At 39.5% G+C, this 23,234-nt stretch carries 26 protein-coding genes; 6 read left to right on the top strand and 20 right to left on the bottom strand.

What is annotated here, in order from left to right; all coding sequences use genetic code 11:
• Nucleotides 1-38: 38 nt before the first annotated feature.
• Complete coding sequence (locus KJK34_RS05065) at nucleotides 39-527, bottom strand: hypothetical protein (protein ID WP_223052767.1); 489 nt, start codon at nucleotides 525-527, stop codon at nucleotides 39-41.
• A gap of 213 nt (nucleotides 528-740) precedes the next feature.
• On the opposite strand from KJK34_RS05065, the gene KJK34_RS05060 reads away from it, so the two are divergent.
• The 3 genes from KJK34_RS05060 to KJK34_RS05050 are packed head-to-tail and all read left to right on the top strand — an operon-like array spanning nucleotide 741 to nucleotide 5,801.
• A complete protein-coding gene (locus tag KJK34_RS05060; protein ID WP_223052766.1) occupies nucleotides 741-2,591 on the top strand; it encodes a DNA topoisomerase IV subunit B in 1,851 nt (616 codons plus the stop codon).
• Nucleotides 2,578-3,165 (top strand): hypothetical protein, encoded by a 588-nt coding sequence (locus KJK34_RS05055; protein ID WP_223052765.1) that lies wholly within the window; start codon nucleotides 2,578-2,580, stop codon nucleotides 3,163-3,165. Before KJK34_RS05060 ends, KJK34_RS05055 begins: the two co-directional genes overlap by 14 nt.
• A 2-nt stretch (nucleotides 3,166-3,167) precedes the next feature.
• Complete coding sequence (locus tag KJK34_RS05050; RefSeq protein ID WP_223052764.1) at nucleotides 3,168-5,801, top strand: DNA gyrase/topoisomerase IV subunit A; 2,634 nt, start codon at nucleotides 3,168-3,170, stop codon at nucleotides 5,799-5,801.
• A gap of 100 nt (nucleotides 5,802-5,901) precedes the next feature.
• On the opposite strand, the gene KJK34_RS05045 is transcribed toward KJK34_RS05050, so the two are convergent.
• The 12 genes from KJK34_RS05045 to KJK34_RS04990 all read right to left on the bottom strand — a co-directional run bounded on the left by KJK34_RS05045 (nucleotide 5,902) and on the right by KJK34_RS04990 (nucleotide 16,796).
• The gene (locus KJK34_RS05045) at nucleotides 5,902-7,578 is read right to left on the bottom strand and encodes a DUF4397 domain-containing protein (protein ID WP_223052763.1); all 1,677 of its coding nucleotides are present in this window, start codon (nucleotides 7,576-7,578) and stop codon (nucleotides 5,902-5,904) included.
• Between the two features lie 245 nt (nucleotides 7,579-7,823).
• Nucleotides 7,824-8,600, bottom strand: coding sequence for a TerC family protein (locus KJK34_RS05040; protein ID WP_223052762.1), 777 nt, complete (start codon nucleotides 8,598-8,600; stop codon nucleotides 7,824-7,826).
• Nucleotides 8,601-8,605: 5 nt separating this feature from the next.
• Nucleotides 8,606-8,977, bottom strand: coding sequence for a DNA topoisomerase IV (locus KJK34_RS05035; RefSeq protein WP_223052761.1), 372 nt, complete (start codon nucleotides 8,975-8,977; stop codon nucleotides 8,606-8,608).
• Complete coding sequence (locus KJK34_RS05030; RefSeq protein ID WP_223052760.1) at nucleotides 8,974-9,561, bottom strand: DUF1572 family protein; 588 nt, start codon at nucleotides 9,559-9,561, stop codon at nucleotides 8,974-8,976. The genes KJK34_RS05035 and KJK34_RS05030 overlap by 4 nt, the downstream gene beginning before the upstream one ends.
• Before the next feature lie 5 nt (nucleotides 9,562-9,566).
• The gene (locus KJK34_RS05025; protein ID WP_223052759.1) at nucleotides 9,567-9,782 is read right to left on the bottom strand and encodes a DUF6095 family protein; all 216 of its coding nucleotides are present in this window, start codon (nucleotides 9,780-9,782) and stop codon (nucleotides 9,567-9,569) included.
• On the bottom strand, nucleotides 9,769-10,584 hold the full coding sequence (gene murQ / locus KJK34_RS05020) for an N-acetylmuramic acid 6-phosphate etherase (protein ID WP_223052758.1): 816 nt from the start codon (nucleotides 10,582-10,584) through the stop codon (nucleotides 9,769-9,771). Before murQ ends, KJK34_RS05025 begins: the two co-directional genes overlap by 14 nt.
• Nucleotides 10,585-10,606: 22 nt before the next feature.
• A complete protein-coding gene (locus tag KJK34_RS05015; RefSeq protein WP_223052757.1) occupies nucleotides 10,607-11,332 on the bottom strand; it encodes a ZIP family metal transporter in 726 nt (241 codons plus the stop codon).
• 1 nt (nucleotide 11,333) lies between these two features.
• Nucleotides 11,334-12,065: a class I SAM-dependent methyltransferase gene (locus KJK34_RS05010; RefSeq protein ID WP_223052756.1), complete on the bottom strand. Its 732-nt coding sequence runs from the start codon at nucleotides 12,063-12,065 to the stop codon at nucleotides 11,334-11,336.
• Nucleotides 12,066-12,151: 86 nt separating this feature from the next.
• Nucleotides 12,152-13,612: a Na+/H+ antiporter NhaC gene (gene nhaC, locus KJK34_RS05005; protein WP_223052755.1), complete on the bottom strand. Its 1,461-nt coding sequence runs from the start codon at nucleotides 13,610-13,612 to the stop codon at nucleotides 12,152-12,154.
• 71 nt (nucleotides 13,613-13,683) lie between these two features.
• On the bottom strand, nucleotides 13,684-14,448 hold the full coding sequence (locus KJK34_RS05000; protein ID WP_223052796.1) for a TIGR02757 family protein: 765 nt from the start codon (nucleotides 14,446-14,448) through the stop codon (nucleotides 13,684-13,686).
• A 42-nt stretch (nucleotides 14,449-14,490) separates the two neighbouring features.
• A complete protein-coding gene (locus KJK34_RS04995; RefSeq protein ID WP_223052754.1) occupies nucleotides 14,491-16,131 on the bottom strand; it encodes an LIC_10190 family membrane protein in 1,641 nt (546 codons plus the stop codon).
• The gene (locus tag KJK34_RS04990) at nucleotides 16,131-16,796 is read right to left on the bottom strand and encodes an ABC transporter ATP-binding protein (RefSeq protein WP_223052753.1); all 666 of its coding nucleotides are present in this window, start codon (nucleotides 16,794-16,796) and stop codon (nucleotides 16,131-16,133) included. The genes KJK34_RS04995 and KJK34_RS04990 overlap by 1 nt, the downstream gene beginning before the upstream one ends.
• A 250-nt stretch (nucleotides 16,797-17,046) precedes the next feature.
• Here KJK34_RS04990 and msrA point away from each other — a divergent pair, with 250 nt between their 5' ends.
• Nucleotides 17,047-17,595 (top strand): peptide-methionine (S)-S-oxide reductase MsrA, encoded by a 549-nt coding sequence (gene msrA, locus KJK34_RS04985; protein WP_236937593.1) that lies wholly within the window; start codon nucleotides 17,047-17,049, stop codon nucleotides 17,593-17,595.
• Nucleotides 17,596-17,621: 26 nt separating this feature from the next.
• Here the strand turns inward: msrA and KJK34_RS04980 are convergent, their stop codons facing one another.
• The 7 genes from KJK34_RS04980 to crcB form a co-directional block, all read right to left on the bottom strand.
• The gene (locus tag KJK34_RS04980; RefSeq protein WP_223052751.1) at nucleotides 17,622-17,927 is read right to left on the bottom strand and encodes a DUF6787 family protein; all 306 of its coding nucleotides are present in this window, start codon (nucleotides 17,925-17,927) and stop codon (nucleotides 17,622-17,624) included.
• 32 nt (nucleotides 17,928-17,959) lie between these two features.
• Nucleotides 17,960-18,391: a DUF6146 family protein gene (locus KJK34_RS04975; protein ID WP_223052750.1), complete on the bottom strand. Its 432-nt coding sequence runs from the start codon at nucleotides 18,389-18,391 to the stop codon at nucleotides 17,960-17,962.
• A gap of 87 nt (nucleotides 18,392-18,478) precedes the next feature.
• On the bottom strand, nucleotides 18,479-18,802 hold the full coding sequence (locus KJK34_RS04970) for a hypothetical protein (protein WP_223052749.1): 324 nt from the start codon (nucleotides 18,800-18,802) through the stop codon (nucleotides 18,479-18,481).
• Between the two features lie 39 nt (nucleotides 18,803-18,841).
• Nucleotides 18,842-19,078 carry a hypothetical protein gene (locus tag KJK34_RS04965; protein ID WP_223052748.1) on the bottom strand — a complete coding sequence of 79 codons (237 nt, stop codon included), beginning with the start codon at nucleotides 19,076-19,078 and terminating at the stop codon, nucleotides 18,842-18,844.
• A gap of 23 nt (nucleotides 19,079-19,101) precedes the next feature.
• Entirely contained in the window at nucleotides 19,102-19,374 is a 273-nt protein-coding gene (locus KJK34_RS04960; protein ID WP_223052747.1) for a hypothetical protein, read from the bottom strand.
• Between the two features lie 196 nt (nucleotides 19,375-19,570).
• On the bottom strand, nucleotides 19,571-19,714 hold the full coding sequence (locus KJK34_RS04955; RefSeq protein WP_223052746.1) for a hypothetical protein: 144 nt from the start codon (nucleotides 19,712-19,714) through the stop codon (nucleotides 19,571-19,573).
• 149 nt (nucleotides 19,715-19,863) lie between these two features.
• Nucleotides 19,864-20,235, bottom strand: coding sequence for a fluoride efflux transporter CrcB (crcB, locus tag KJK34_RS04950; RefSeq protein ID WP_223052745.1), 372 nt, complete (start codon nucleotides 20,233-20,235; stop codon nucleotides 19,864-19,866).
• A 149-nt stretch (nucleotides 20,236-20,384) separates the two neighbouring features.
• On the opposite strand from crcB, the gene fabG reads away from it, so the two are divergent.
• Both fabG and KJK34_RS04940 read left to right on the top strand, forming a co-directional pair.
• Nucleotides 20,385-21,131: a 3-oxoacyl-[acyl-carrier-protein] reductase gene (gene fabG, locus KJK34_RS04945; RefSeq protein WP_223052744.1), complete on the top strand. Its 747-nt coding sequence runs from the start codon at nucleotides 20,385-20,387 to the stop codon at nucleotides 21,129-21,131.
• A 32-nt stretch (nucleotides 21,132-21,163) separates the two neighbouring features.
• A complete protein-coding gene (locus tag KJK34_RS04940) occupies nucleotides 21,164-23,191 on the top strand; it encodes a hypothetical protein (RefSeq protein WP_223052743.1) in 2,028 nt (675 codons plus the stop codon).
• The last annotated feature ends 43 nt before the right edge of the window (nucleotides 23,192-23,234 follow it).

The following is a 23,234-nucleotide window of genomic DNA, read 5'->3' as shown; positions in this document are numbered from 1 at the left end:
CTTATGAGGCAGCTTTTTGTTTTTAATAAATTTTTCAGTTAGTTACAGTCAACCTTCTCCAATACCTGTTCAGATGTTTTGCTTTCATCTTCATACCTCCATATTCCCTCTTTATCCTGCTGCATAGCGCCATAGGTTATTTTTGCAGAATTGTCCTCCACAGTAAAATGAAGCTCTTCTGTATAATCCATGCCTTCAGCCATAGTTTCTGCTATAGCAGTGCCTTTGCCATCTTTCAAGACACCCCTGAACGTACTGCGTTTTGTATCTTTTTCATAAGGCAGCCAGCTTAAAATGCCATACACGCTGTCGCCTTTCTTCTCATACTCAAAAACGATACTGTCTGCAACAACCCTGTCTTTATTGTATTCAGGCGAATAAGGAGAAACCTGTAAAAAACAATGTTTTTCGGTTACATTCTCTGATGTCACAGAATTATTCGAACTATCACTTATAGTTTCATTTTGTTCTTTGTCTTTACAGGCTACCAGTGATAGTGCCGAAAGACAGATGATTATTTTTTTCATGGTTTTAGGTTTTTCATAAATTTAAAGAATATACAGCAAGCGTAAAAAGTTTTTACATAATAATAACGGATTGGAAGGAGGTACTAATTATCACATTTGTACATTATTTGATGTATAATTGTCGAATCTGACAACTCATCGTAAAAGTTTCTAGAATTAGGCTTTCATTTTTTTGCCATATATAGTACATTAGCACAAAATCCCTTTTTTTATATGCTGGAGCAGAATCAGTACACTGAAGATAACATCCGTTCACTCGACTGGAAGGAGCACATCCGTATGCGTCCCGGTATGTATATCGGAAAGCTTGGTGACGGTTCATCGCCTGATGACGGTATTTATATCCTTTTAAAAGAAGTGCTTGATAACTCTATAGATGAGTTTGTTATGGGCACGGGTAAAACCATAGAAGTTACAGTTCGTGATAAAACGGTTACCGTTCGCGACTACGGCCGTGGCATTCCGTTAGGAAAGGTGGTAGATGTAGTTTCTAAAATGAATACCGGTGGTAAGTATGACTCTCGCGCATTTAAAAAATCGGTTGGTTTAAATGGTGTGGGTACCAAGGCAGTTAATGCGCTTTCTACTTATTTCAGGGTAGAGTCCGTAAGGAACAACCAGCAAAAGGCGGCTGAATTTTCTGCCGGAGAGCTTACACTGGAAGAAGACATAATAGAAACTACGAAGCGAAAAGGGACAAAAGTCTCCTTTATTGCTGATGATACTATTTTTAAGAATTACAAATACCGCAATGAGTATATAGTAATGATGCTCAAAAATTATTGTTACCTGAACACGGGGCTGACAATAATTTATAACGGTGAAAAATACCAGTCAGAAGAAGGGCTTAAAGATCTTTTGAGCGAAAATATTAATGAAGACGACAGGATATACCCGATAATACATCTTAAAGATGAAGATATCGAGATAGCCATGACGCATAGCAAAACCCAATACAGCGAAGAGTATTATTCGTTTGTAAACGGGCAAAACACTACGCAGGGCGGTACGCACCTTGCAGCCTTTCGCGAGGCTTTGGTAAGAACCATAAAAGAATTTTACAATAAAAATTTTGAGGCGGCAGATATTCGTAAGTCAATCGTTAGTGCCATCAGCGTTAAGGTTGAGGAACCTGTATTCGAATCGCAGACCAAAACAAAGCTTGGCTCTACCGATATGGGGCCGAACCTGCCAACGGTGCGTACTTTTGTAAATGATTTTATAAAGACAAAACTCGACAATTTTTTACACCGTAACCCGGAAACAGCTGACGCTTTGCTAAAAAAGATATTGCAGGCAGAGCGCGAGCGTAAAGAACTTTCGGGCATACGCAAGCTGGCACGCGACAGGGCTAAAAAAGCCAGCCTGCATAATAAAAAACTGCGTGACTGCCGTGTACACCTTACCGATGCCAAAAACCCGCGAAGCCTTGAAAGCACACTTTTTATTACAGAGGGTGATTCGGCTTCAGGCTCCATAACAAAGTCGAGGGATGTAAACACACAGGCGGTTTTCAGCCTTCGCGGTAAGCCGCTTAACTCTTATGGCATGAGCAAGAAAATTGTTTATGAGAATGAAGAGTTTAACCTGTTACAGGCAGCACTTAATATTGAAGAGGAAATGGAAAACCTGCGCTATAACAATATTGTTATAGCTACCGATGCCGATGTTGACGGTATGCACATACGCCTCCTGCTAATAACGTTCTTCCTGCAGTTTTTCCCGGAGCTGATAAAAGAGCGGCATTTATACATATTACAAACCCCACTTTTCAGGGTACGGAATAAAAAAGAAACCATTTATTGTTACAGCGAAGAAGAACGCAAAGCAGCAATTGAAAAACTAAAAGGTAAACCTGAGATAACGCGATTTAAGGGATTGGGTGAAATATCGCCGGATGAGTTTAAGCATTTTATAGGACAGGATATACGCCTTGACCCGGTAATGCTGGATAGTGCTACCTCCATACAAAATATGCTCGAGTTTTACATGGGCAAGAACACACCCGACAGGCAGGATTTTATTATCAATAACCTAAAAGTAGAGCTTGATGTGGTGGATTAGATTATTTTTATTTTCCGGATTGCTATTGTCTGTTCATAGTTGTCAAAAGAAATTAAATACTTCTAAGAAAGATAACGCAATTACAGTTGATACTATTAGTAATGTATTGGAGGTTGAGTCGGAGCAAAATTATGTGTCTACTTTTTCTTTACCTGATGTAGAAAAAATTGAGATAATTTCTTATCCGGACAGGCAGTGGTGGGATACAATAGCAACGTCACGTTCAGGCTACGTGACGGTATCTGAATCTGTGGTTGATGGTAAGCTAATGGTAAAAGCTTCGGGTATTAAAGATAGGGTAGTGCTGGATGAGGATAGTAAAATATTATTATACAAAACATTAGATAGCCATAACTGTCCTGAAATTTTGGGTGAAACACTGTGTTTCAATCCACGGCATAATATACTTTTTTACAATTCAAAAGGTAAGATTATCTCGTACATAGAGATTTGTTTTCAATGTTCAAAGATTAGAGTTTCAGAAAGCTTAGAAAATAAAGTTTGTGAAAATAGAGTTGATGAGCTAAAAACATTTTTTAAAGAGGTAGGTGTAAAATATTTTGGAGTAGATTAAAAATGAGCGAAGATAATTTTGAACCCATAGAAGGAGAGCAATACGAAGGTGATGCTCCGGAGCAGCAGGAAACCATAACCAAGGTTACCGGTATGTATAAAGACTGGTTTCTGGATTATGCTTCTTATGTTATCCTTGAGCGTGCCGTACCCGCCATAGAAGACGGTTTTAAGCCGGTACAGCGCCGTATTATGCACTCTCTTAAAGAGCTTGACGACGGCCGGTATAATAAAGTGGCCAACGTTGTGGGGCATACTATGCAGTACCACCCGCACGGCGATGCCAGTATTGGCGATGCAATGGTACAGATAGGCCAGAAAGACCTGCTTATAGACACACAGGGTAACTGGGGAAACATCCTTACAGGTGATGGCGCTGCGGCGCCCCGTTATATAGAAGCACGCCTTTCTAAATTTGCGCTTGAGGTGCTTTACAGCCCTAAAGTCACCACATGGCAGCTATCATATGACGGGCGGAAGAATGAGCCTGTAAACCTGCCTGTAAAGTTCCCGTTACTGTTAGCACAGGGAGCAGAGGGCATCGCTGTTGGTTTATCTACTAAAGTGCTTCCTCATAATTTTAATGAGCTGATTGATGCTTCAATTAAAGTACTTAAAAATAAGCCTTTTACCATTTACCCTGACTTTCCTACAGGGGGAGTAGCTGACATATCAAACTATAACGACGGTATGCGCGGCGGGCGTGTGCGTGTGCGTGCCAAAGTATCACAATTGGATAAAAGCACACTTGTAATTACACAAATACCTTTTTCAACTAATACTTCAAGTCTTATAGACAGTATACTGAAAGCCAACGAAAAAGGAAAGATAAAAGTCAAAAAAATTGAAGATAATACGGCTGCTGATGTTGAGATATTAATACACCTGCCGCCGGGAGTTTCACCTGATAAGACGATAGATGCACTCTTTGCTTTTACAGCCTGCGAAACCTCTTTAGCGCCTCTTGGATGCGTAATTGACGGGCATAAGCCTTATTTTGTGGGCGTAAGTGAAATGCTGCGTATCTCAACCAGGCGTACTGTTGACCTGCTGAAGCGTGAACTTGAAATTCAGCTTGATGAATTTGAAGAGCAATGGCATTTCCTGTCATTAGAGCGTATTTTTATTGAGAACAGGATTTACCGCCTTATTGAAGAGGAGGAAACCTGGGAAGGTGTTATACGTGCCATAGATGAAGGCCTGAAGCCTTTTACCACACATCTTAAGCGTGCTGTTACCGAAGAGGATATAGTACGCCTGACAGAAATAAGAATTAAGAGGATTTCTAAATTTGATATTGACAAGGCTCAGGAAAAAATTGAAGCCCTTGAAGGCGAAATAGAGCAGGTAAAATATAACCTTGAGCATATTATAGATTTTGCCATAAAGTACTTCCAGAATCTTAAAGAGAAGTATGGCAAAGGCAGGGAGCGCAAAACAGAATTAAGGAGCTTTGATAATATAGAAGCTACAAAAGTGGTATTACGCAATACCAAACTGTATATGAACAGGGAGGAAGGTTTTATTGGTACCGGCCTTAAAAAAGATGAATATGTAGCCGATTGCAGTGATATTGATGATGTTATCGTTTTCCTGCGCGATGGTAACATGATGGTAACCAAAGTGGATGTAAAAACCTTTGTGGGTAAAGACATAATTCACGCCGCCGTGTTTGATAAGAATGATAAGCGCACGATTTATAACATGATATACCGCGATGGCAAGTCGGGGCCAAGCTATGTTAAACGCTTTAATGTATCTGGTGTAACCCGCGATAAGCTATATGACCTTACACAAGGCACAAAGGGTTCTCAGGTATTGTATTTTTCGGCTAACCCGAATGGAGAGGCAGAGGTTGTAAACATATTGCTACGACAGGTAGGCAGCATTAAAAAGCTGAAGCTTGACCTTGATTTTGCCACTATAAGTATAAAAGGGCGTGCCTCGCGGGGTAATACTGTTACCAAATATCCTATAAAGCGTATAGAGCTTAAGGAAAAAGGCATATCAACATTAAAGCCACGCCGCATTTGGTTCGACGATACTGTACAGCGCTTGAATGTTGACGGCAGGGGAGAACTGCTTGGTGAATTCCGTCCTAACGACAGGCTTTTAATTATTAATCAGTCGGGCAAAGTAAAAACTATTGTACCGGAAATTACAACTCATTTTGATGAAGGCATGATAATGCTTGAAAAATGGGTACCTAAAAAGCCTGTATCTGCTATTTATTTTGATGGTGAAAAAGAGCGCTACTATGTAAAACGCTTCCTTATAGAAAATGAAAATAAGGAGGAAGTTTTCATAACTGAGCATGAGAAATCGCAACTGGAAATTGTTTCTACCGATTACAGGCCCGTTGCAGAGATAGTCTTCTCCAAAGTAAAAGGAGTTCAAAAAGAAAATCTTGTGGTAGATCTTGAAAACTTTATTGCTGTTAAGGGTATTAAAGCGCTTGGTAACCAGCTTACCGCTGATAAGGTAAAACAGATTAACCTGTTAGAGCCGCTACCTTATGAAGCTCCGGAAGAAGAAGTGCCTGAAGAAATGGAAGTTAAAGATGAAACTGACCTGACGGATGAAAACACTACCATAACACTTGATGAAGACGGACAGATTACCCTTTCTTTAGATTAGATTATCATTATACAGTGAATAGAAAAAGGCAGCCATCGGCTGCCTTTCTGACTGTTTTACATTACGGTAAAACAGTACAAACCCACACATTACAAAACTATTACTTTTTAACAGCAACTTTATGTTGAGAGATTGCTCCGCTAACATTCAATTGTAGGATATATACACCTTCCTGAAGTGATGATACATCTATAGTGTTACCGTTTGACTGCGGTACTACCTGCCTTCCTGAAAGGTCGAACATATTGTATTGTACATCCTGTGCGGCAGCGCTAACATTAATAACTGATGCAGCAGGGTTAGGATATAATGTAATATTGTTATTTTTAAACTGCTCTGAGCTTAAAGCTGCAGGCAGCTCTACAAGTTCTCCGCCATTTGCTGATGCAACCCATAATCCAAAAGCAGGCCCGTCACTATTTGACGCCGGGTTAAGGAAACCACTTGCAAGTACAGTTATTGCAGCACCATCTAACGATAGCGTTGAAAGAGGTGCCTGGTAAGCCGCAACCACAGTATTTCCATCAGATGTAGTTACGTTTAGTGTATAATCGTCTGTGGCAAGTTCAAGGTAACCGTCAAAATCACCATACATTATATCATCTACAATTGTTCCTGCGCCAACTGCCACTACATCTACAGTAGGAGCATCGGTAGCACCGTGAAATACAAGTACATCAGTATTTCCCATTTCCATAGCCATTTCTCTCGCCATCGGGTAAACATACAGGTCAAAAGGCTGGTTTGGCTCATAACCTGTGGTGCTTACTATACCATTAGCTATAACAACGTATGTTTCACCAGATGTAAGTGTTGTAGTAAGGTTGTAAATGCTTTCGCTTGCAGATGTACTTGTAGCGGGAGCAATGTCAATTGAAATTTCTTCATCTGCAGGAGCATCTATAAACGGTGTCGCAGTCCTGAAAGCAAAATCATTCTGAAGTAATTCACCATTTAAATAAACATCAACCAGTTGTGCTGCAATATCTGCAGAGTTATGAATGATCTGAACTCGTGCCGTAGCATTTGCCAATGGCAGTGGTATTAGCGCGCCGCCTTCAGCTGTGGCAACCCATACACCAAAGGCAGGGCCATCACTATTCATTGAAGGGTCTAAAAACCCGCTGGCAAGTACTGTTATGGCCGAACCCTCAAGTCCTAAAGTTTCAAGCGGAGCCTGATATGAAGCTACCACAGTAGCACCTGTCTCATCTGTTATGTCAATGATGTAATCATCCGTTAAAAGCTCAAGGTAATCATCTCCGAATGAAGGGAAAGAAATGTTATTTACTACTGTACCTGCGGGTACGCTTGTTTCAACCACATCTACAGTAGGCGCATCGGGAGAACCATGGCTTACAAGCATATCTACAGCAGTAGGTGATGTGGCAACTTCTCTTGCTCCTGCAAATACAGACAGCTCAAAAGGTTGTAGCGGAGAATAGCCTGTAGTACTTACCAAGCCGTTGGCTACAATAATATACGTTTCATTTTCTGCAAGTGAAGTTGTAAGGGTATAAATACCATCAGCAGCTGATGTACTGTTACCCGGTGCAACAACAATTGTTAGTGGTGTGTTTGCCGGAGCGTCAATAAACGGTGTAGCAGTCCTGAAAGCAAAATCATCTTCCAGCATGTTACCATTAAGGTATACATCAACTTCGGCTGCTGCAGCATCGGGAGAGTTATGAATAACCTGCACCCTTGCTGTTTGCGCTGTTAGAGACATAGCGGATATGCCTAAGATTGTTGTGAATAAGAGTGTAATTTTTTTCATCGCATTATTGTTTTTTGTTGTTTAACATATATCAAAATTACTTAAACAAAAATCTAAAAATAATACTGTTAAAGAAATTATAAGAAAAAATTAACTCGTGTTTAATTATTGTAAGTATTTAACATTGTGAGTATTAATGGTGTTTATATACGCATTATGCAATTTTCACATATAACCACAGAATAAAAAGTTAAACAAAAAAGGCTATCGATAAGATAGCCTTTTTTGTTTATTGGAATGATGCTTTAAGCACCCTGTTTCTTCCTCATTTTCATATTGATGAATTCTACAGCTAATGAAAATGCGATGGCAAAGTAGAGATATCCTTTAGGAATAGCCCCGACATGCTGCCCGCCAAGCTGTGCGTGCGACAGGTGCATGCTCTCTGTAATAAGCATAAAGCCTATCAGAATAAGGAACGCAAGCCCAAGAATTTGTATGGACGGGTTAGCGTTTACAAAATTACCTACCGGTACGGCAAACAGCATCATAACCCCAACAGATATAACAACAGCCGTAATCATTATATAAAGAGCTCCCTCAAGCCCGTTTGTCATACCAACGGCAGTTAATATAGAATCTACAGAGAAAATAAGGTCTATAAGCAATATCTGCATAATAACATTAGAGAAAGATTTGCGAGCAGCGCTGCCAAGATCTTTTTCTTCTTCACCTTTATGATCTACCTTATGGTTAATTTCTTTTGTGCTTTTATAAATCAGGAATAGTCCCCCCAGGAATAGTATTACAGCCTGCCCTGTAAAATCAGCACTGAACCAGCCCCAGTTTATACTAAATAGCGCCGCCTTCATTGCAATAAGCAATGATATACCAAAAAGCAGACCTATACGCATAAACATTGCAAGGAATAAACCTATTCTTGTGGCTTTCTTTCTGTCTTCAACAGGAAGCTTACCTGTAACAATAGAAATGAAGATAATGTTGTCTATCCCCAGTACGATTTCGAGGAATGTTAGTGTTAAGAGGGAGATCCAGGTGTCCGGGTTCGATAAGAATTCCATATAAATTAATTTAGTTTGGTAACGGTTCCTTTTTGTTTGTTTGTATTGCCCACAACAGAAAATTCGAATGTGTAAGAATCTTTTTCTGTAGTAAGTATCTTCATGTGTATGGCTTTTTCTTCCTGCATATTTTTAGGCTTCATTTTCTGTAATATATACTCGCAGTCATTAACCCACCTTACACGTGCAGTATCTGTTTTACCTTCAAAGGTTTCTATTTCAAGCGAATCAGTACGTTCAAAATATGTAACTTTTTTTTCGCCATCAATTTCATATTCAAACTTAAACTTACCAGTTTTAAAATCGTTGCAGTTACGCTCTTTATTGTAACAGGATATCAAACATAAAACAGGAAAAATTAATAATAGCTTTTTCATACACCGCGTTTTCTTAGTTTGTTTAGTGCTTCATCTATAAAATTACGCTGCTGCTTTTCTGCAGCAAACTTTTCGGCATTATATACAGCCGACTTATTTTTAGGTATGGAAAGGCTTTCCCAGTCAGCATTCTTCAGTTGCTTTGCAGCATAAACAATCTGGCCTATGTGATAGGGGTAATGTGCAAGTTGCCTGTTAATGGCTTCTGTAACTGTATGCCCCTCATTACGGATATAAATAATCGAAGTTAAATTGTCCGGGGTAACCTCTTCCAACGCATTAAAAAGGCATGCCCAGCCCGCTTCCCAGCGCAACATTAGTTCTTTCTTATTTGCAGGAGGATTCTCGAATTCCGTATCGCGGTTACGCCATTCTTTCTCACCGTCGGTATTTAAGAAATCTGTCCAGCGTGAAAGCATATTGCCATATAGATGATTTATAATAACCGCTATGCTGTTATTTTCATTTGCCAATTCAGTGAATAGCTGGCTTTCTTCAAGCTGGTCTATGGCTTTTTCAGCTATGGTTTTGTAATACCAGAACTGTTTTTTTATACTTTCTATGTAAGCCGATGCTATATCCATAACTATTAGTCGAGGCTTTTCATTATAGTTTTAAGTCCTAAAGCCATAAGCATTATTGCCAGGAAACAAAATATTACCCCAAGCCCGAATACAGGTATAAACAGCGGGTGGTTTTTATTCATGCAGGCATTATAGATAACTACAGGCCCCAAAAAAAACTGTGGTACAGCCCAGGCCATATAACCTATGCCTTTCATTAGTAATTTTCTATCTGTTGCCATAACTTTCTATCGCCTTCCTTACGTTTTTATGTTTTTCCAGTAGCGCGGCAGCTTCCCCTTCGGTTATATTCAGTTCGTCCATTATCATTTTTGTACCGCGCTCTACCAGTTTATGGTTGCTTAGCTGCATATCAACCATTTTATTACCCTTAACACGCCCAAGCTGTATCATGGTAGCGGTAGATATCATGTTAAGTACCAATTTTTGTGCTGTTCCTGCCTTCATGCGCGAACTGCCGGTAACAAACTCAGGGCCGGTAACCACCTCTACAGGATATTGTGCAGTTTGTGCTAAGGGGCTGCCTGTGTTACAGGTAATACAGCCTGTAACTACACCATTTTTGTTACACATTGCGAGCCCGCCAATTACATAAGGTGTAGTACCCGAAGCGGCTATCCCGATAACAATATCTTTATTATGTATAGCATACTCCTCTAAATCTTTCCATGCCTGTTCGCGGTCATCTTCTGCAAACTCAACTGCTTTGCGTATGGCAGTATCGCCACCTGCAATTAACCCCACAACAAGGTCAAACGGTACGCCAAAGGTAGGAGGGCATTCCGATGCATCAACAATACCGAGCCTTCCGCTTGTTCCTGCACCTATATAGAAAAGCCTTCCGCCTTTTTTCATCCTTTCGACAACCTGGTTTGTAAGGGCTTCAATCTGAGGCAGCGCTTTCTCTACCGCAAGCGGAACAGTTTTGTCTTCGGCGTTGATACCCTTAAGCAATTCTGCAACCGGCATCTGCTCCAGGTTATCATAATTTGAGCTTTGTTCTGTTGTGCGTGTAAAGGACATACAAATGTTTATTTCATCAAAATTATAGAAAATATGCCATAATAATACCTAATATTATCACAAGGAGCTTTGCCATATTGAATTTATGCCCCTCGCTGCTTTCAAATATAATGGTAGATGAGATGTGGAATAATATACCCACAACAACGGCGGAAATTTCTGTGTAGTAATGGCTGATGAATTCAAGGTTACCCGAAACAAGTGTGCCAAGCGGTGTCATTACCGCAAAAGCAAGCATAAACAGGAAAATAGCTGTTTTGCTCAACCCTGAATTGATAAAGAAGGCGGTTAAAATTATAGCAATAGGGAAGTGGTGTATGGCAATTCCCCATGCAAGGTCATGATGGTGTGTAACCGGCATCCCCTCTAAAAGCGCATGGGTGCAAAGGCTTATAAATAACAGCCAGGGCATACTGCTACTATGATTGTGGTCGTGCCCGCTGCCGTGCACATGGCCATGCTCAGCTCCTTTGGAAAAATACTCGAGTATTATCTGGAAAATAATACCTCCCATTATAAAAATCCCAATAGGGCTGTTGTGGTTGTGCCCATGTTCATGCCCGTGGCCGTCATGCGCGTGTGCTACACCTTCATATACTTCAGGAAGTAAATGCATAACCGTGAGCGACAGAAGGAAAGAGCCACTGAACGCAAGTAACAGTTTAAGGTTTTTGCGGTTTGTAGGCTTTAATATAAGTGCAGCAAGATAACCCAGTATAACCGAGAGTAAAGGCAGGCTGTATATCATGTTACTTAAAAATCATTATTAAACGTTCTGATTCGTTTTTGTAGAACTTGCGCAGCTTATAATCGCCAAAAACATCCAGCAGGTAAATGCCTGCCTCTTCCATCATGGCTTCAAAATCTTCAAGTGTGAGGGCTTTTACTTTCTCTTTAAAGCAGAATTGTTTGCCTTTATCTTCAAAAGCAATTTCTTTTATTATATGATTGTCCTCAACATATCGTTTTATGTTGAATGCTATGCCGTCAACAGTTTTTACCTCTTCAGGAACGAGGTTGTCAATCACATGATGTACATTCATAAAGTCGATTACCGCCAAGCCATATTCATTAAGGCTTTTGCATATTGCCTTTAATGTAGTTAGGTTATCTTCATCATTTTCAAAATAACCGAAGCTGGTAAAAAGGTTAAAAATGGCGTCAAACTTTTCATCGAGCGGCTCCCGCATATCATGAACCTTAAAATGTAGCTTTTCGTTACTGAATTTAGAAGCTTCTTTTATGCTGTTTTCTGAAAGGTCGGCCCCTGTAACATCATACCCCAGCTGGTTAAGATAGATTGAATGCCTGCCTTTACCGCACGCTAAATCGAGTATTTTGGCATCTTCAGGCAGGTTAAGGTAATTGGTAAGGTTATCCATAAACAACCGTGCTTCAGTATAGTCACGGTCTTTATATAATATGTGGTAATAAGGCGTGTCGAACCACGAGGCAAACCAGTTACAGTTTTCGTTGTGCATGGAAATTATTTGTAGCTGCAAATTTATTAATTAATATTAAAGCGATGCTTAATATTTTTATAATAGATTGTATTTACAGGGCATGTTTATACTTTAAACAGCCTTCTTATCTTAATATTGAATGCAGCAAAAAGAAGCGTCATAAACGGGCTTATTATATTAAAGAACGCATACGGCAGGTATTCTAGTGTTGCTACCCCAAGCACACCCGACTGGTAAGCGCCGCAGGTATTCCATGGTATGAGGACAGATGTTACTGTACCGGCATCTTCTAACGTACGGCTAAGGTTTTCAGGTGCTAGCCCTTTATCCTTGTAGGCTTCAGAAAACATTTTACCCGGAACCACTATGGCAAGATACTGGTCAGACGCCGTTACATTCAGTATAACGCAGCTTGTAACGGTACTGGCAAACAGCCCGAAGATACCTTTGGCAACCTTCAGCAGTGCGTTGCTAATAGTTTTTAGGGCGCCTATAGCTTCCATTACACCGCCAAAAACCATTGCACATATTATCAGCCATATTGTGCCCATCATTTTTTGCATGCCTCCTGATGTAAAAAGCCCTTTCAGGGTTTCGTTAGTTGTTTCTATAGTGGTTTCTACCGTTATGGCATTCATTACACCTTTATAGGCAGATTCAAATGTAAGTACTTCGCTTCCACCTAATTTAGCAACAAGCTCCGGCTGGAAAAAGATGGCAAAAAAGCCACCCAAAAGCGTACCCAATAACAAGGCAATAAGAGGTTCTGTTTTTTTTACGATAAGCCCTATTACTACAAGCGGCACTATAAACAGCCAGCCGTTAATGGTAAAACTCTCCGTGATGGCACTAAGTGTACCCGGTGTATCGGCAGGGCCTGATGTTTCCTGTGTAAGCCCCAGTATTACGAACAAAATTAATGTTAAGGCATAGGTTGGCACTGTTGTAAATGCCATGTAGCGTATGTGTGTAAACAAATCTGTGCCTGCCATTGCAGGCGCAAGATTGGTAGTATCTGACAAAGGCGACATCTTATCGCCAAAATAAGCCCCTGAAATTACAGCTCCGGCCACCATACCCAGATTCATCCCCATAGCGTCACCTATACCTATAAGCGCAATACCTACGGTTGCAGAAGTTGTCCATGAGCTGCCCGTGGCAATAGATATTACTGAGCATATAAGCACACATGCCGGAAGGAAGAAATCAGGGTTAAGTATCTGCAAACCATAATATATCATTGCCGGGATAATACCGCTGATGAGCCATGTGCCCGAAAGTGCCCCCACAAGTAATAAAATTAATATAGCCCCTGCTGTAGATTTTATGTTCTTGCTTACCTTTTCCATCATTTTAGAATAAGGTATTTTATGCGCAAACCCAACTATTGCGGCTATAGCGCCGCCTATAAGTAGAACAAACTGATTAGAGCCGCCCAGTGCATTGTCACCAAAAACCCGTACATTATAGTATAAAATAATGATAAGGGCTATAACGGGTATAAGTGCGGCAGCAAGGCCTATTTCTTTCTTCTTATTAGGAGTAGTTACAGGAGTATTTTCCATTTAGTGTTGCAGAGGTTAAAGCCTGCAATTTAAGAAAATTATGTTAATGCGCTAAAACAGGGCAGCGAGCATTAAAACTTTTCAAAAACCCCAAGCCCGAAAAGTGCAAAATCATACTTAACAGGGTCGGCAGCATCCATAAGCCTTAATTGTGTATCAAGTTCTGATAATGCCTTTGCATCGTTTTGTTTGCGGGTGAGTATCCCTAGCTTTCGGGCCACGTTACCCGAATGTACATCAAGCGGGCAGGAAAGGGCAGAGGCAGGTATGCTTTTCCAGATACCGAAATCAACGCCTGTTTTATCCTGGCGCACCATCCAGCGCAAATACATATTAATTCGCTTTGCTGCTGAACCGGAGAGTGGGTCCGATACGTGCTTTTGTGTGCGGCTTTGGTGTTCTACTTCAAAGAAAACCTTTTTAAACTCACTAATACTTTTTTGCAGACTGTTGTCATTTAAGTTTTTCCTGAAAACAGCTTCAAGTCCGCCATGATTAGTGTATATATTGCGAAGTGCGGCTATAAATGTGCATAAGTCAGCACCATTAAACGTTCGGTGCACAAAACCATTAAGCGATTCTAAGTGGTGGCTGCTGTGCCCCATAACAAAATCGTATGGGCTGTTACCCATCAAATCCATCATCCTGCGGGCGTTGCTGATAATCATCTTGCGGTTGCCCCACGCAATAGTTGCAGCTAAAAAGCCTGCTATTTCTATATCTTCTTTTTGGGTAAAGCTATGCGGAATTTGTATCGGGTCAGAGTCTATAAAATCAGGCTTGTTGTATAGTAACACCTTTTCATCAAGAAAAGCTTTAAGTTCGGCAGCATCCATTTTCATATTCATAATGCAAAGATACCAACCTCAAAATAATTATTATCTTAAAGTTTTTACCGACTTAAACCCTTCTTCAAGAGTATTATCATCCCTAAGTTGCGGTATGTAACCTGTTTTCCTTTCAAAATAGCGTAATTGTGCACTGTTTACGCACGGTAAGGGACCGTTGGCGGTTCCGTACAGAAAGAAATTCTGTGAAGGTGAGTAATACTCCATATTACCTGATTTCAGTTTGTCATATTGCATATCAGAATATCGTGTTATGGGCTTAGGCATATACAGTTGAGAGAATTGAAAACCTACAGATGCCTGATGGAAACGGTTGTTGGTAACCCCGCCATAGTTAATGTTTGTGATAAGCAATGCAGCAGCTAAAGCCCCGCCTGAAACAGCTACTTTATAAAATAGAGGTTTTTTAATTGCTTTATATAGCTGGTGGGCGATTATGAGCAATAAGAACACAACTACAGGTAAAAAGAATCTGAACTGTGGCGATATCAATAACAATATTACAAACTGTGCAAGAATGGCACCATAGGCAAGCCTGTATGTGGGGTATAGCCTGATGGTTTTGAAAAAAGGCATAATGACCAGCAACAGTACTGTAGCTTTATTCAGCAGTCCTTTTAATCCGGGCAGGGTTAACCAACCTACAAGTTTTTCTCCTATACCGGTGCTGGCAGCGGTACCATAAACATTCTTATCGGCAGTAGTATTTATGGTGTTAAGTATTTCCGAAGGTACTTTCCAGTCTGTATCTACGGGTAAAATTGTTAACGGATATAATGGATAACCTGAAACAATTATATTTTTAATTATCCAGAGTATAAACACGCTCATCCCAACTACTGAAAAAAATACAAATTGCTTTTTCCTGATAAGTTGCGGCAAAAAAAGTAAGGCAAATGGCGCTACTGTTACTTTAATAAATGCTGCAAAGGCAAACAGTAAAACGGCTGCCTTATAGTTATCCTCTTTATTTTGGATGTAAAGCCAAAGTACAACAGGGAGTAAACATAACAAAGGCAGGTCGGGTGAGGGGGCATCTAAAAACAGAAAGTAAAAAACGGAAAATAGCGGCAGGAAACTAAGCCAACTTTTAAGAGCTTCCTGCTGTGTTATAGCATACGTGACCGTGACAAGAAATATAAAACCGTTGATGTCATTAAAAGGCAACCCGGTAAAATTCAGGTTAAGACCCGCATGCAGAATGTGCCAGGGCGAAGCCTGAGCCAAAAAGATATGCAGATTGGCAAGGCCTTTCACCAGCCCATATTCATTTGCCCATTTAATGGTTTGTATGTAGTAGCTTTCATTATCTATCACAAAAGGTACCTGAGCACTTTTTAGTGCTGCGGCAAACATAAAGAACAGCAATAGGTATTTCTGAAAAGGTTTCAGCGTATTTACTGTCAGTGTGCAGTTTTTAATGATTACTTTAATATCCTCACGATATATGTAATATAAGCTAATAGCAATTAGTATTACTATCGCTAAAGCATAGAAATTAAGAGCAGTAAACAATGATACTGTTGTAAAGCCAAAGCAAAGGAAAAATAAACCGAATACTATTATAAGGCATATATTGGCTGATTTAATACCACAAAGCTTCTGCAACAATACGCCATACGGCATTGTTATCAGTAGCAGAAACAGCCAGTATGCCAGTATCAGCAGCATTATGGGTTAATTATACGCCCGTCACTCATTACCAGTTTACGGTCGGCCATATTTGCCAGTTCTTCGTTGTGGGTAACAATAACAAATGTCTGTCCCATTTCGTCGCGCAGCTTAAAGAAAAGCTTATGAAGATTCTCGGCAGATGCAGTATCAAGATTGCCCGAAGGCTCATCCGCAAAAATTACAGCAGGGTTATTAATAAGTGAACGTGCCACAGCCACACGTTGCTGTTCTCCGCCCGAAAGTTCTCCAGGCTTATGGCCCACACGGTGCGAAAGCCCGAGGTAATCAAGCAGTTTTTTAGCTTCGGCTTCTGTTTCTTTTTTGGGCTTACCGGCAATAAAGCCAGGAATACATACATTTTCTAATGCGGAAAACTCAGGTAACAACTGGTGGAACTGAAAAATAAAGCCAAGTTGAAGGTTACGGAAACGCGACAGTGCTTTATCTTTCATGGCAAGTATATCTTCATTATTTATCGATAATGAGGTACTGCTGTCTTTTGCAGGTTTATCTAACGTACCAAGTATTTGCAGAAGCGTTGTTTTACCGGCACCTGAAGCGCCTACAATAGAAACAATCTCACTTTTTTTTATGTGGAGGCTAACCCCTTTAAGCACATGAAGGTCGCCATAATGTTTATGTATATTTTGTGCCTGTATCATTTACGCAGTTTTCACAAAGAAACAAACATTTTAAATAAGGATAAAATCTTTTTTGGCACAATATTTCGTATATAATTGTAAAGTTTAGTTAACCGGACTATTCTTAATTGTCTAATCATTAATTTTGAAAAACATGAGTAAAGCATTGGCGCTATTCTTAGCAATAGTTTCATTTTCCTGCCAGGCAAAGCCCGAAAAGGATAACCACGAGAATGTTGCTGACAATAAAACTGAAGAAAACCTAAATACTATGGAAAATAAAAATACAGAAACAGCCATTTTTGCAGGTGGATGTTTTTGGTGTACTGAAGCATTTTTTACGGATGTAAAGGGAGTAGAGAAGGTAGTTTCCGGCTATATTGGAGGTAAAACTGAAAATCCTACCTATAAAGAGGTTTGTGGCGGTTACACAGGCCACGCCGAAGCCATAAAAATAACTTTTAATCCTGAAGAGGTAGCGTATGAAGATTTACTTGAAATTTTCTTTGCTACACATGACCCTACTACATTAAACAGGCAGGGAGCTGATGTAGGCACACAATACAGGAGCGAAGTATTTTATACTACTGAAGCACAAAAAATTGCAGCTGAAAAATTTATTAAAGAACTTGGTGAACAGAATATTTTCGATAAAAAAATTGTTACCAAAGTTACGGCAGCTACCAAATTTTATCCTGCGGAAGATTACCACCAGGATTATTATGCACAAAACCCGAACCAGCCCTACTGCCAGGCAGTAATATCACCAAAGCTGGAAAAGCTTAAAAAGCATTATAAATCTAAGCTAAAGAATCAGTAACTACAAAAGCCCTGCTGTGCGGGGCTTTAGTTTTTAAAGAGGAAACCGAGGCCCACCATCTTGAGCATCTTTTTCTCGAAATTCCAGAAAAAGCGGAATTGCCCAAAAATAAAGCCGAAGAATACCAGTAAAACCTGATAGATAGGAAAAATCAGAATTAAGTAGAGAGGAATATAAAAGTACAGGGGCATAGTTTCTTTTGTTACACCCATCCATGCCAGTACAGGTTTAGACAAATATGCTGAAGATGAACCTGTAACGGCAAAGACTATAAATATCATTACCAGTTGAAAGTTACTTGTAATTCCCCAACGTTTTTTAAGTTTTTCCATAGTTGCAAGAGGTGTCAGCAAATATACCTGTTTTAGTATTGCGGTACAACACCGCCAAGTCTTTGGTTGTTGGTGTGCTGAAAATACACAAGGTAGTTATATAACAGGTAGTTTACCTCATATCCGTAATTAATTGTCGGGTCATAATCTATCCGCATCTGGTAAAGTTCTCCATATTGCTGCGGGTTAAATACCCTCGAATTCCACGTTGTTACCCACATCTGGTTTTTATTTTCGAGGTAAGGCAGCCCATAATAGCCTCTTGGCCTTGCCCTTGAAGCAAGCCATGAATTAAAGCCCGGGTCTATAATGATAACTTCATATTCAAGTGAGTCGTTGGCTATGCGAAGCGTGTCATTTGCTTTAGTGTTGTCGGCTACTTTTTCGCCTGAAAAATTATTTTGTGTTTTGCAACTGTAAACAGCTATTATGGCAAACAACAGTATCCCAATATATTTTTTCATAGCAGTGGTATTTTCATTTATAAAGATAACAAAAAAGGTGCCTTCTGAAATAAAGACACCTTTTATCTGTAAAAGCCGTTAAGCTAATTAGGCTGTTGCAGGGTTCATAGTCCCTTTAGAGCCTGTAGCACCGGAGTTTGAAGTACTGCCTGTGCTTGTTGCGGCAGTAGTTTTACCCTGTTGGCTTTGTTTGATATTATCGGCAATGTCTCCGCCTTTGGTAACTACTTCATCAAATTTATGCTTGGCAGATTCTTTAATGTTATTGAACCTGTCTTTCATGTCGTTGCCAAATCTCGAAGCTTTATCAGATAATCCATCTAATTTGCCTTTTCTTTTTAAAATAATTCCTGTTACTGCAAGGGCTGCAACACCTGCTGCAATGCCCAGTATTAATTTCTTGTTACTCATAATGAATTTATTTAGTTATTAAATGTGGTTAATGATTAACTACCTGTCGCCGCTGTTACTGTCAGGGTTCAGGTTATTGCCTGTGCGTTTTTCACGATCGGGGTTCAGGTTGCTACGCTCAAACTCAGGCCTGTTCTTCTCAATATTGCGACTCATGTAATCGCTTTTATCCCAATTATCTACTCCGCTCGCATCCGGGTTAACTCCTCTTGATTGCTCAGGGCTATTGTTCCTGTCAGGATCAGTAATATTGTTTTTTTCTTTATCTGTGCTCATAGCATTTATTTTTAGTTAAACAATCATTCACCCCTGTCAGGGTTTATCATCCGTTCTTCGGGGGTGGTGTGGTTTTTCGGCTTTTTATCATAATCGTCCTCATGCAGGTCATCTTTCGCTTCGCTTACGTCAGATTCAATATATTTATACCTGTCGGGGTCAGTTCCTGCAGGCGTTTCTTTAGAGCAGAAATCTTCATTGCTTTCATTTTCACAATTTCCTGACGCTGCATTTATACCATTATCTGGTAAACGGTTTTTGTTTTCGCCGTCATTATTTTTTGCTTCCGTATCCATAATAATCTCCTTTCATTATTAAACTGATACTAAGTTACAGAGAGGTATATTTATACTATATTAATGATGTCTTAAAGTTTGATAATCAGCCTGTATTTAACTTTTTGTTACATTGATATATTAAAATCAGGGGCGGGGATGTTAAAAATAAAAGCCGGCTAATGGCCGGCTTCAGTCTAATCTGTAAATATATTTGTTATACGAACAGGGGATATTCTTCCTCGTTGTGTATGTCCCATTCCTCTTCTTCATTCCATTCGGCTTCGGTAGCAAAACGTAAAACGCTTACAACGCCAAATCCGGCAAGCAGGGCAACTAAAAATTTAAAAATTGTTTTCATTTCACAGCAGTTTTAGTGGTTAATCTTCTTCATTCATTTATTTGATTACAAAGCTAATACGCAGCTGCTTATATTGAAAATCTTTTAATAAAACTTTAGTACAAAGGCAGAATATTTAATAATGGTTTAAAATTTAACTGATATAAAATTCATCTTGCAATAAAAAGCCCAAGCCATACTGCCGCAAGCCCTGCAATAATGCTTGCTGCCATATAGGCAAATGCAACAAGGCTGTTTTGCCCCTGCAAAAGGCTGAGATTCTCTATAGAAAATGCAGAGAACGTGGTATAACCACCGCAAAAACCTGTTATTAATAGCAGCCGGATGTTCTGATTTGCTACTTGTTGTTTATCAAGCAAGCCGAATAACAGTCCGATTAAAAAGCATCCTAATACATTTACAGCAAAGGTTGCCCACGGAAAGTGGCTATTAGCATACCTGTTTACCAGCAAAGCTGTAAGGTAACGCAGCATGCTTCCGGCAGCACCGCCGACACCTACTAATAGTATTGATTTAAGCATATGAGTTACTTCTTTATATTCTTGGTTACCTGCAAATTTAACACCTTTGCGCGGGTATATTGCCAAATCTATAAAACATCGCTTAATATTACCTTAAACATTTTACTATATTTGTCACTTATTATAAGCGAACAAACTAAACAATACCTATGAAATTATTAGAAGGAAAAACGGCTATAATTACCGGTGCGAGCAGGGGTATAGGCCGTGGGATTGCGCAGGTTTTTGCAAAACACGGCGCTAATGTAGCTTTTACATACAGTGCATCTGCCGAAGCTGCCAAAGCTCTTGAAGATGAACTTAACAGTATGGGCATTAGGGCAAAAGGTTACCAAAGCAACGCCGCAGATTTTAATGAGGCACAAAAGCTTGCCGATGATGTTGTTGCAGAATTCGGGGGTATAGATATACTTATAAATAATGCAGGTATAACCAAAGATAACCTGCTTATGCGTATCTCTGAAGAAGATTTTGACAAGGTTATAGAAGTAAACCTTAAGTCGGTTTTTAACATGACTAAAGCCGTACAGCGCACCATGCTTAAGCAACGTAAGGGTTCTATTATCAATATGAGCTCTGTGGTTGGTGTTAAAGGTAACGCAGGTCAGACCAATTATGCAGCCTCTAAGGCTGGTGTTATAGGCTTTACTAAGTCGGTTGCGTTAGAACTTGGCTCAAGGAATATCCGTTGCAATGCAATAGCACCTGGATTTATTGAAACTGAAATGACAGAAAAGCTGGGTGAAGACGTTATAAAAGGTTGGACAGAGAACATCCCATTAAAAAGAGGAGGTACACCTGAGGATGTGGCCAACGCATGTGTTTTCCTTGCGTCTGATATGTCGGCATACGTTACAGGGCAAACCCTTAATGTAGATGGCGGTATGCTAACATAAAATGAAAATTTAAATTATACAGATAATACAAAATGACTACATCTACGGTTTTATTACTTATAGTAGCTGCACTTGTAGCATTTGCATTATCATTTTTACAATACTTCTTTAAAGCCAGGAAGAAAGGCAGGTTGCAGTTCTTCCTGGCTTTTTTACGTTTCTGTACGTGGTTTGCAATTTTTGTTTTACTGATAAACCCTGTAATAACCCGTACCTCATTCGAAACAATAAAGACACCGTTACCTGTTTTAGTTGATAATTCACAGTCAATACAGGAACTCGGGCAGGATAGCATAACAAAAGAGTTATACAAAAAAATAATCGGGAATGAAAAGCTGAATGAGAAATTTGATGTTCAGCCTTTTACTTTTGATGAAAATTTCAATTCAGGTAATGAGCCCGATTTTAAAGGAAAGCAAACTCATATAGACCAGGCAGCTCAGGATCTTAAGCAATTGTACCGCAACAGTAATTATCCCGTTGTACTGCTGACAGACGGTAACCAGACGCTCGGTAATGATTATGTGTACAGCTTTAATGAAAATACGGCTGTATATCCTGTGGTTTTAGGAGACACTACGCTCTATCCTGACTTAAAGGTGAATCAGGTAAATGTAAATAAATATGCATTGCTTAAAAATAAATTTCCGGTAGAGGTTTTTGTACAATACAGCGGAAACAAAAATGTGAATGCGGTATTTAGCATAATGCAAGGGAATAAAGTATTGCACAAACAAGCTATTACTTTTACTACAGATAAAAAGGCAGAGGCTGTTACTGTACTATTAAATGCCGAAAGGGTAGGAGTACAAGCTTATAAAGCGGTAATAACTTCATCATTACAGGAAAAGAATACCTATAATAACACTAAAAATTTTGCAGTAGAAGTTATAGACCAGCGCTCGGAAGTTGCACTTGTTTCATCTGTTAACCATCCTGACTTGGGTGCGCTAAAACGGGCTATTGAAACCAATAAGCAACGCAATGTTGTTATCTTAAAACCTTCGGAAGTTAAATCGCTTCGCGATTATAACGTCTTGCTTTTGTACCAGCCTGACGCTTCTTTCAGGGGGTTATTAGAACAAAATAAAACAGCAGGCTTAAATACACTAACAGTTACAGGATTAAGTACAGATTTTAACCTGCTTAACCAATACCAGGATTTACTTGGCTTCAGGATGACAGGGCAGAAGGAAGATTATACCGCTAAGTATAACCCAATGTTTAACCTTTTTTCTGTTGAAGATATTGGTTTCGGGCAGTTTCCGCCATTGCAGCATCCTTTTGGTACTATAACTGTTAAAGGCAATGCTTCTGTTTTATTAGGAGCGAATGTGAGAAATACAGAAACAGAAAACCCGATGTTTGTTTTTTCTGAAAAAGGTGCTTTAAGAAATGCTTTCTTACTTGGTGAAAACATTTGGAAATGGCGAATGGAATCTCATCTTGATGACAAGTCATTCGAGAAATTCGATATTTTCATTGATAAAACCATACAATTTCTTGCATCTAATTCTAAAAGAAAGTCTTTGGTAGTTAATCATGAAAATTTTTATAATTCAGGAGAATTTATCAGTATTACGGCACAGTACTTTAATAAGAATTATGAATTTGATGAAAATGCACGTATCACCCTTCAGCTGAAAAATAAAACTACCGGAAAAACGAAAACGTATGATTTCCTCAAAGGGAATAACGAATATAAAGTAAACCTTGACGGGCTGGAGGCCGGGCAATATCAAATTATTGCTAAAGAGGCAGGCTCAAATACATCTTATTCCGGCAACTTTGAAGTACTTGATTTTGAAATTGAAAAACAATTTGTAAATCCTGACCTGACGAGATTACAGCAAACAGCGAATAACACCGGAGGTACTGTTTTTTATCCTGATAATGCTGAAGCCCTAATTGAAAAGCTTATTGCTGATGAAAACTATAAAGCAGTACAGAAAGAAGTTATTAAAAGGTCTCCGTTGATAGACTGGGTATGGCTTTTGGTAATAACGGCAATAACACTGGCTGCCGAGTGGTTTACACGAAAGTATAATGGCTTGCTGTAACAAGTGCTAATATTTCAATAAAATTAAGTTTAAGTACGTATTA

Source organism: Flavobacterium coralii (assembly GCF_019891545.1).
GTDB lineage: Bacteria > Bacteroidota > Bacteroidia > Flavobacteriales > Flavobacteriaceae > Flavobacterium > Flavobacterium coralii.
Note: the sequence above shows the minus strand (reverse complement) of the source record. Positions and strands in the feature narration are given on the sequence as shown.

Bases quoted from the DNA above. Each gene is read 5' to 3' on its own strand.
- msrA (WP_236937593.1), top strand. From the start codon at position 17,047: ATGGAAAATAAAAATACAGAAACAGCCATTTTTGCAGGTGGATGTTTT.
- KJK34_RS04975 (WP_223052750.1), bottom strand. From the start codon at position 18,391: ATGAAAAAATATATTGGGATACTGTTGTTTGCCATAATAGCTGTTTAC.
- fabG (WP_223052744.1), top strand. From the start codon at position 20,385: ATGAAATTATTAGAAGGAAAAACGGCTATAATTACCGGTGCGAGCAGG.
- KJK34_RS05060 (WP_223052766.1), top strand. From the start codon at position 741: ATGCTGGAGCAGAATCAGTACACTGAAGATAACATCCGTTCACTCGAC.
- KJK34_RS05045 (WP_223052763.1), bottom strand. From the start codon at position 7,578: ATGAAAAAAATTACACTCTTATTCACAACAATCTTAGGCATATCCGCT.
- KJK34_RS04955 (WP_223052746.1), bottom strand. From the start codon at position 19,714: ATGAAAACAATTTTTAAATTTTTAGTTGCCCTGCTTGCCGGATTTGGC.
- nhaC (WP_223052755.1), bottom strand. From the start codon at position 13,612: ATGGAAAATACTCCTGTAACTACTCCTAATAAGAAGAAAGAAATAGGC.
- KJK34_RS04980 (WP_223052751.1), bottom strand. From the start codon at position 17,927: ATGGAAAAACTTAAAAAACGTTGGGGAATTACAAGTAACTTTCAACTG.
- crcB (WP_223052745.1), bottom strand. From the start codon at position 20,235: ATGCTTAAATCAATACTATTAGTAGGTGTCGGCGGTGCTGCCGGAAGC.
- KJK34_RS04940 (WP_223052743.1), top strand. From the start codon at position 21,164: ATGACTACATCTACGGTTTTATTACTTATAGTAGCTGCACTTGTAGCA.
- KJK34_RS05030 (WP_223052760.1), bottom strand. From the start codon at position 9,561: ATGGATATAGCATCGGCTTACATAGAAAGTATAAAAAAACAGTTCTGG.
- KJK34_RS04990 (WP_223052753.1), bottom strand. From the start codon at position 16,796: ATGATACAGGCACAAAATATACATAAACATTATGGCGACCTTCATGTG.
- murQ (WP_223052758.1), bottom strand. From the start codon at position 10,584: ATGTCCTTTACACGCACAACAGAACAAAGCTCAAATTATGATAACCTG.
- KJK34_RS05055 (WP_223052765.1), top strand. From the start codon at position 2,578: ATGTGGTGGATTAGATTATTTTTATTTTCCGGATTGCTATTGTCTGTT.
- KJK34_RS05010 (WP_223052756.1), bottom strand. From the start codon at position 12,065: ATGCACAACGAAAACTGTAACTGGTTTGCCTCGTGGTTCGACACGCCT.
- KJK34_RS04965 (WP_223052748.1), bottom strand. From the start codon at position 19,078: ATGAGCACAGATAAAGAAAAAAACAATATTACTGATCCTGACAGGAAC.
- KJK34_RS05035 (WP_223052761.1), bottom strand. From the start codon at position 8,977: ATGAAAAAGCTATTATTAATTTTTCCTGTTTTATGTTTGATATCCTGT.
- KJK34_RS04970 (WP_223052749.1), bottom strand. From the start codon at position 18,802: ATGAGTAACAAGAAATTAATACTGGGCATTGCAGCAGGTGTTGCAGCC.
- KJK34_RS05015 (WP_223052757.1), bottom strand. From the start codon at position 11,332: ATGATATACAGCCTGCCTTTACTCTCGGTTATACTGGGTTATCTTGCT.
- KJK34_RS04995 (WP_223052754.1), bottom strand. From the start codon at position 16,131: ATGCTGCTGATACTGGCATACTGGCTGTTTCTGCTACTGATAACAATG.
- KJK34_RS04960 (WP_223052747.1), bottom strand. From the start codon at position 19,374: ATGGATACGGAAGCAAAAAATAATGACGGCGAAAACAAAAACCGTTTA.
- KJK34_RS05025 (WP_223052759.1), bottom strand. From the start codon at position 9,782: ATGGCAACAGATAGAAAATTACTAATGAAAGGCATAGGTTATATGGCC.
- KJK34_RS05050 (WP_223052764.1), top strand. From the start codon at position 3,168: ATGAGCGAAGATAATTTTGAACCCATAGAAGGAGAGCAATACGAAGGT.
- KJK34_RS05000 (WP_223052796.1), bottom strand. From the start codon at position 14,448: ATGGATGCTGCCGAACTTAAAGCTTTTCTTGATGAAAAGGTGTTACTA.
- KJK34_RS05065 (WP_223052767.1), bottom strand. From the start codon at position 527: ATGAAAAAAATAATCATCTGTCTTTCGGCACTATCACTGGTAGCCTGT.
- KJK34_RS05040 (WP_223052762.1), bottom strand. From the start codon at position 8,600: ATGGAATTCTTATCGAACCCGGACACCTGGATCTCCCTCTTAACACTA.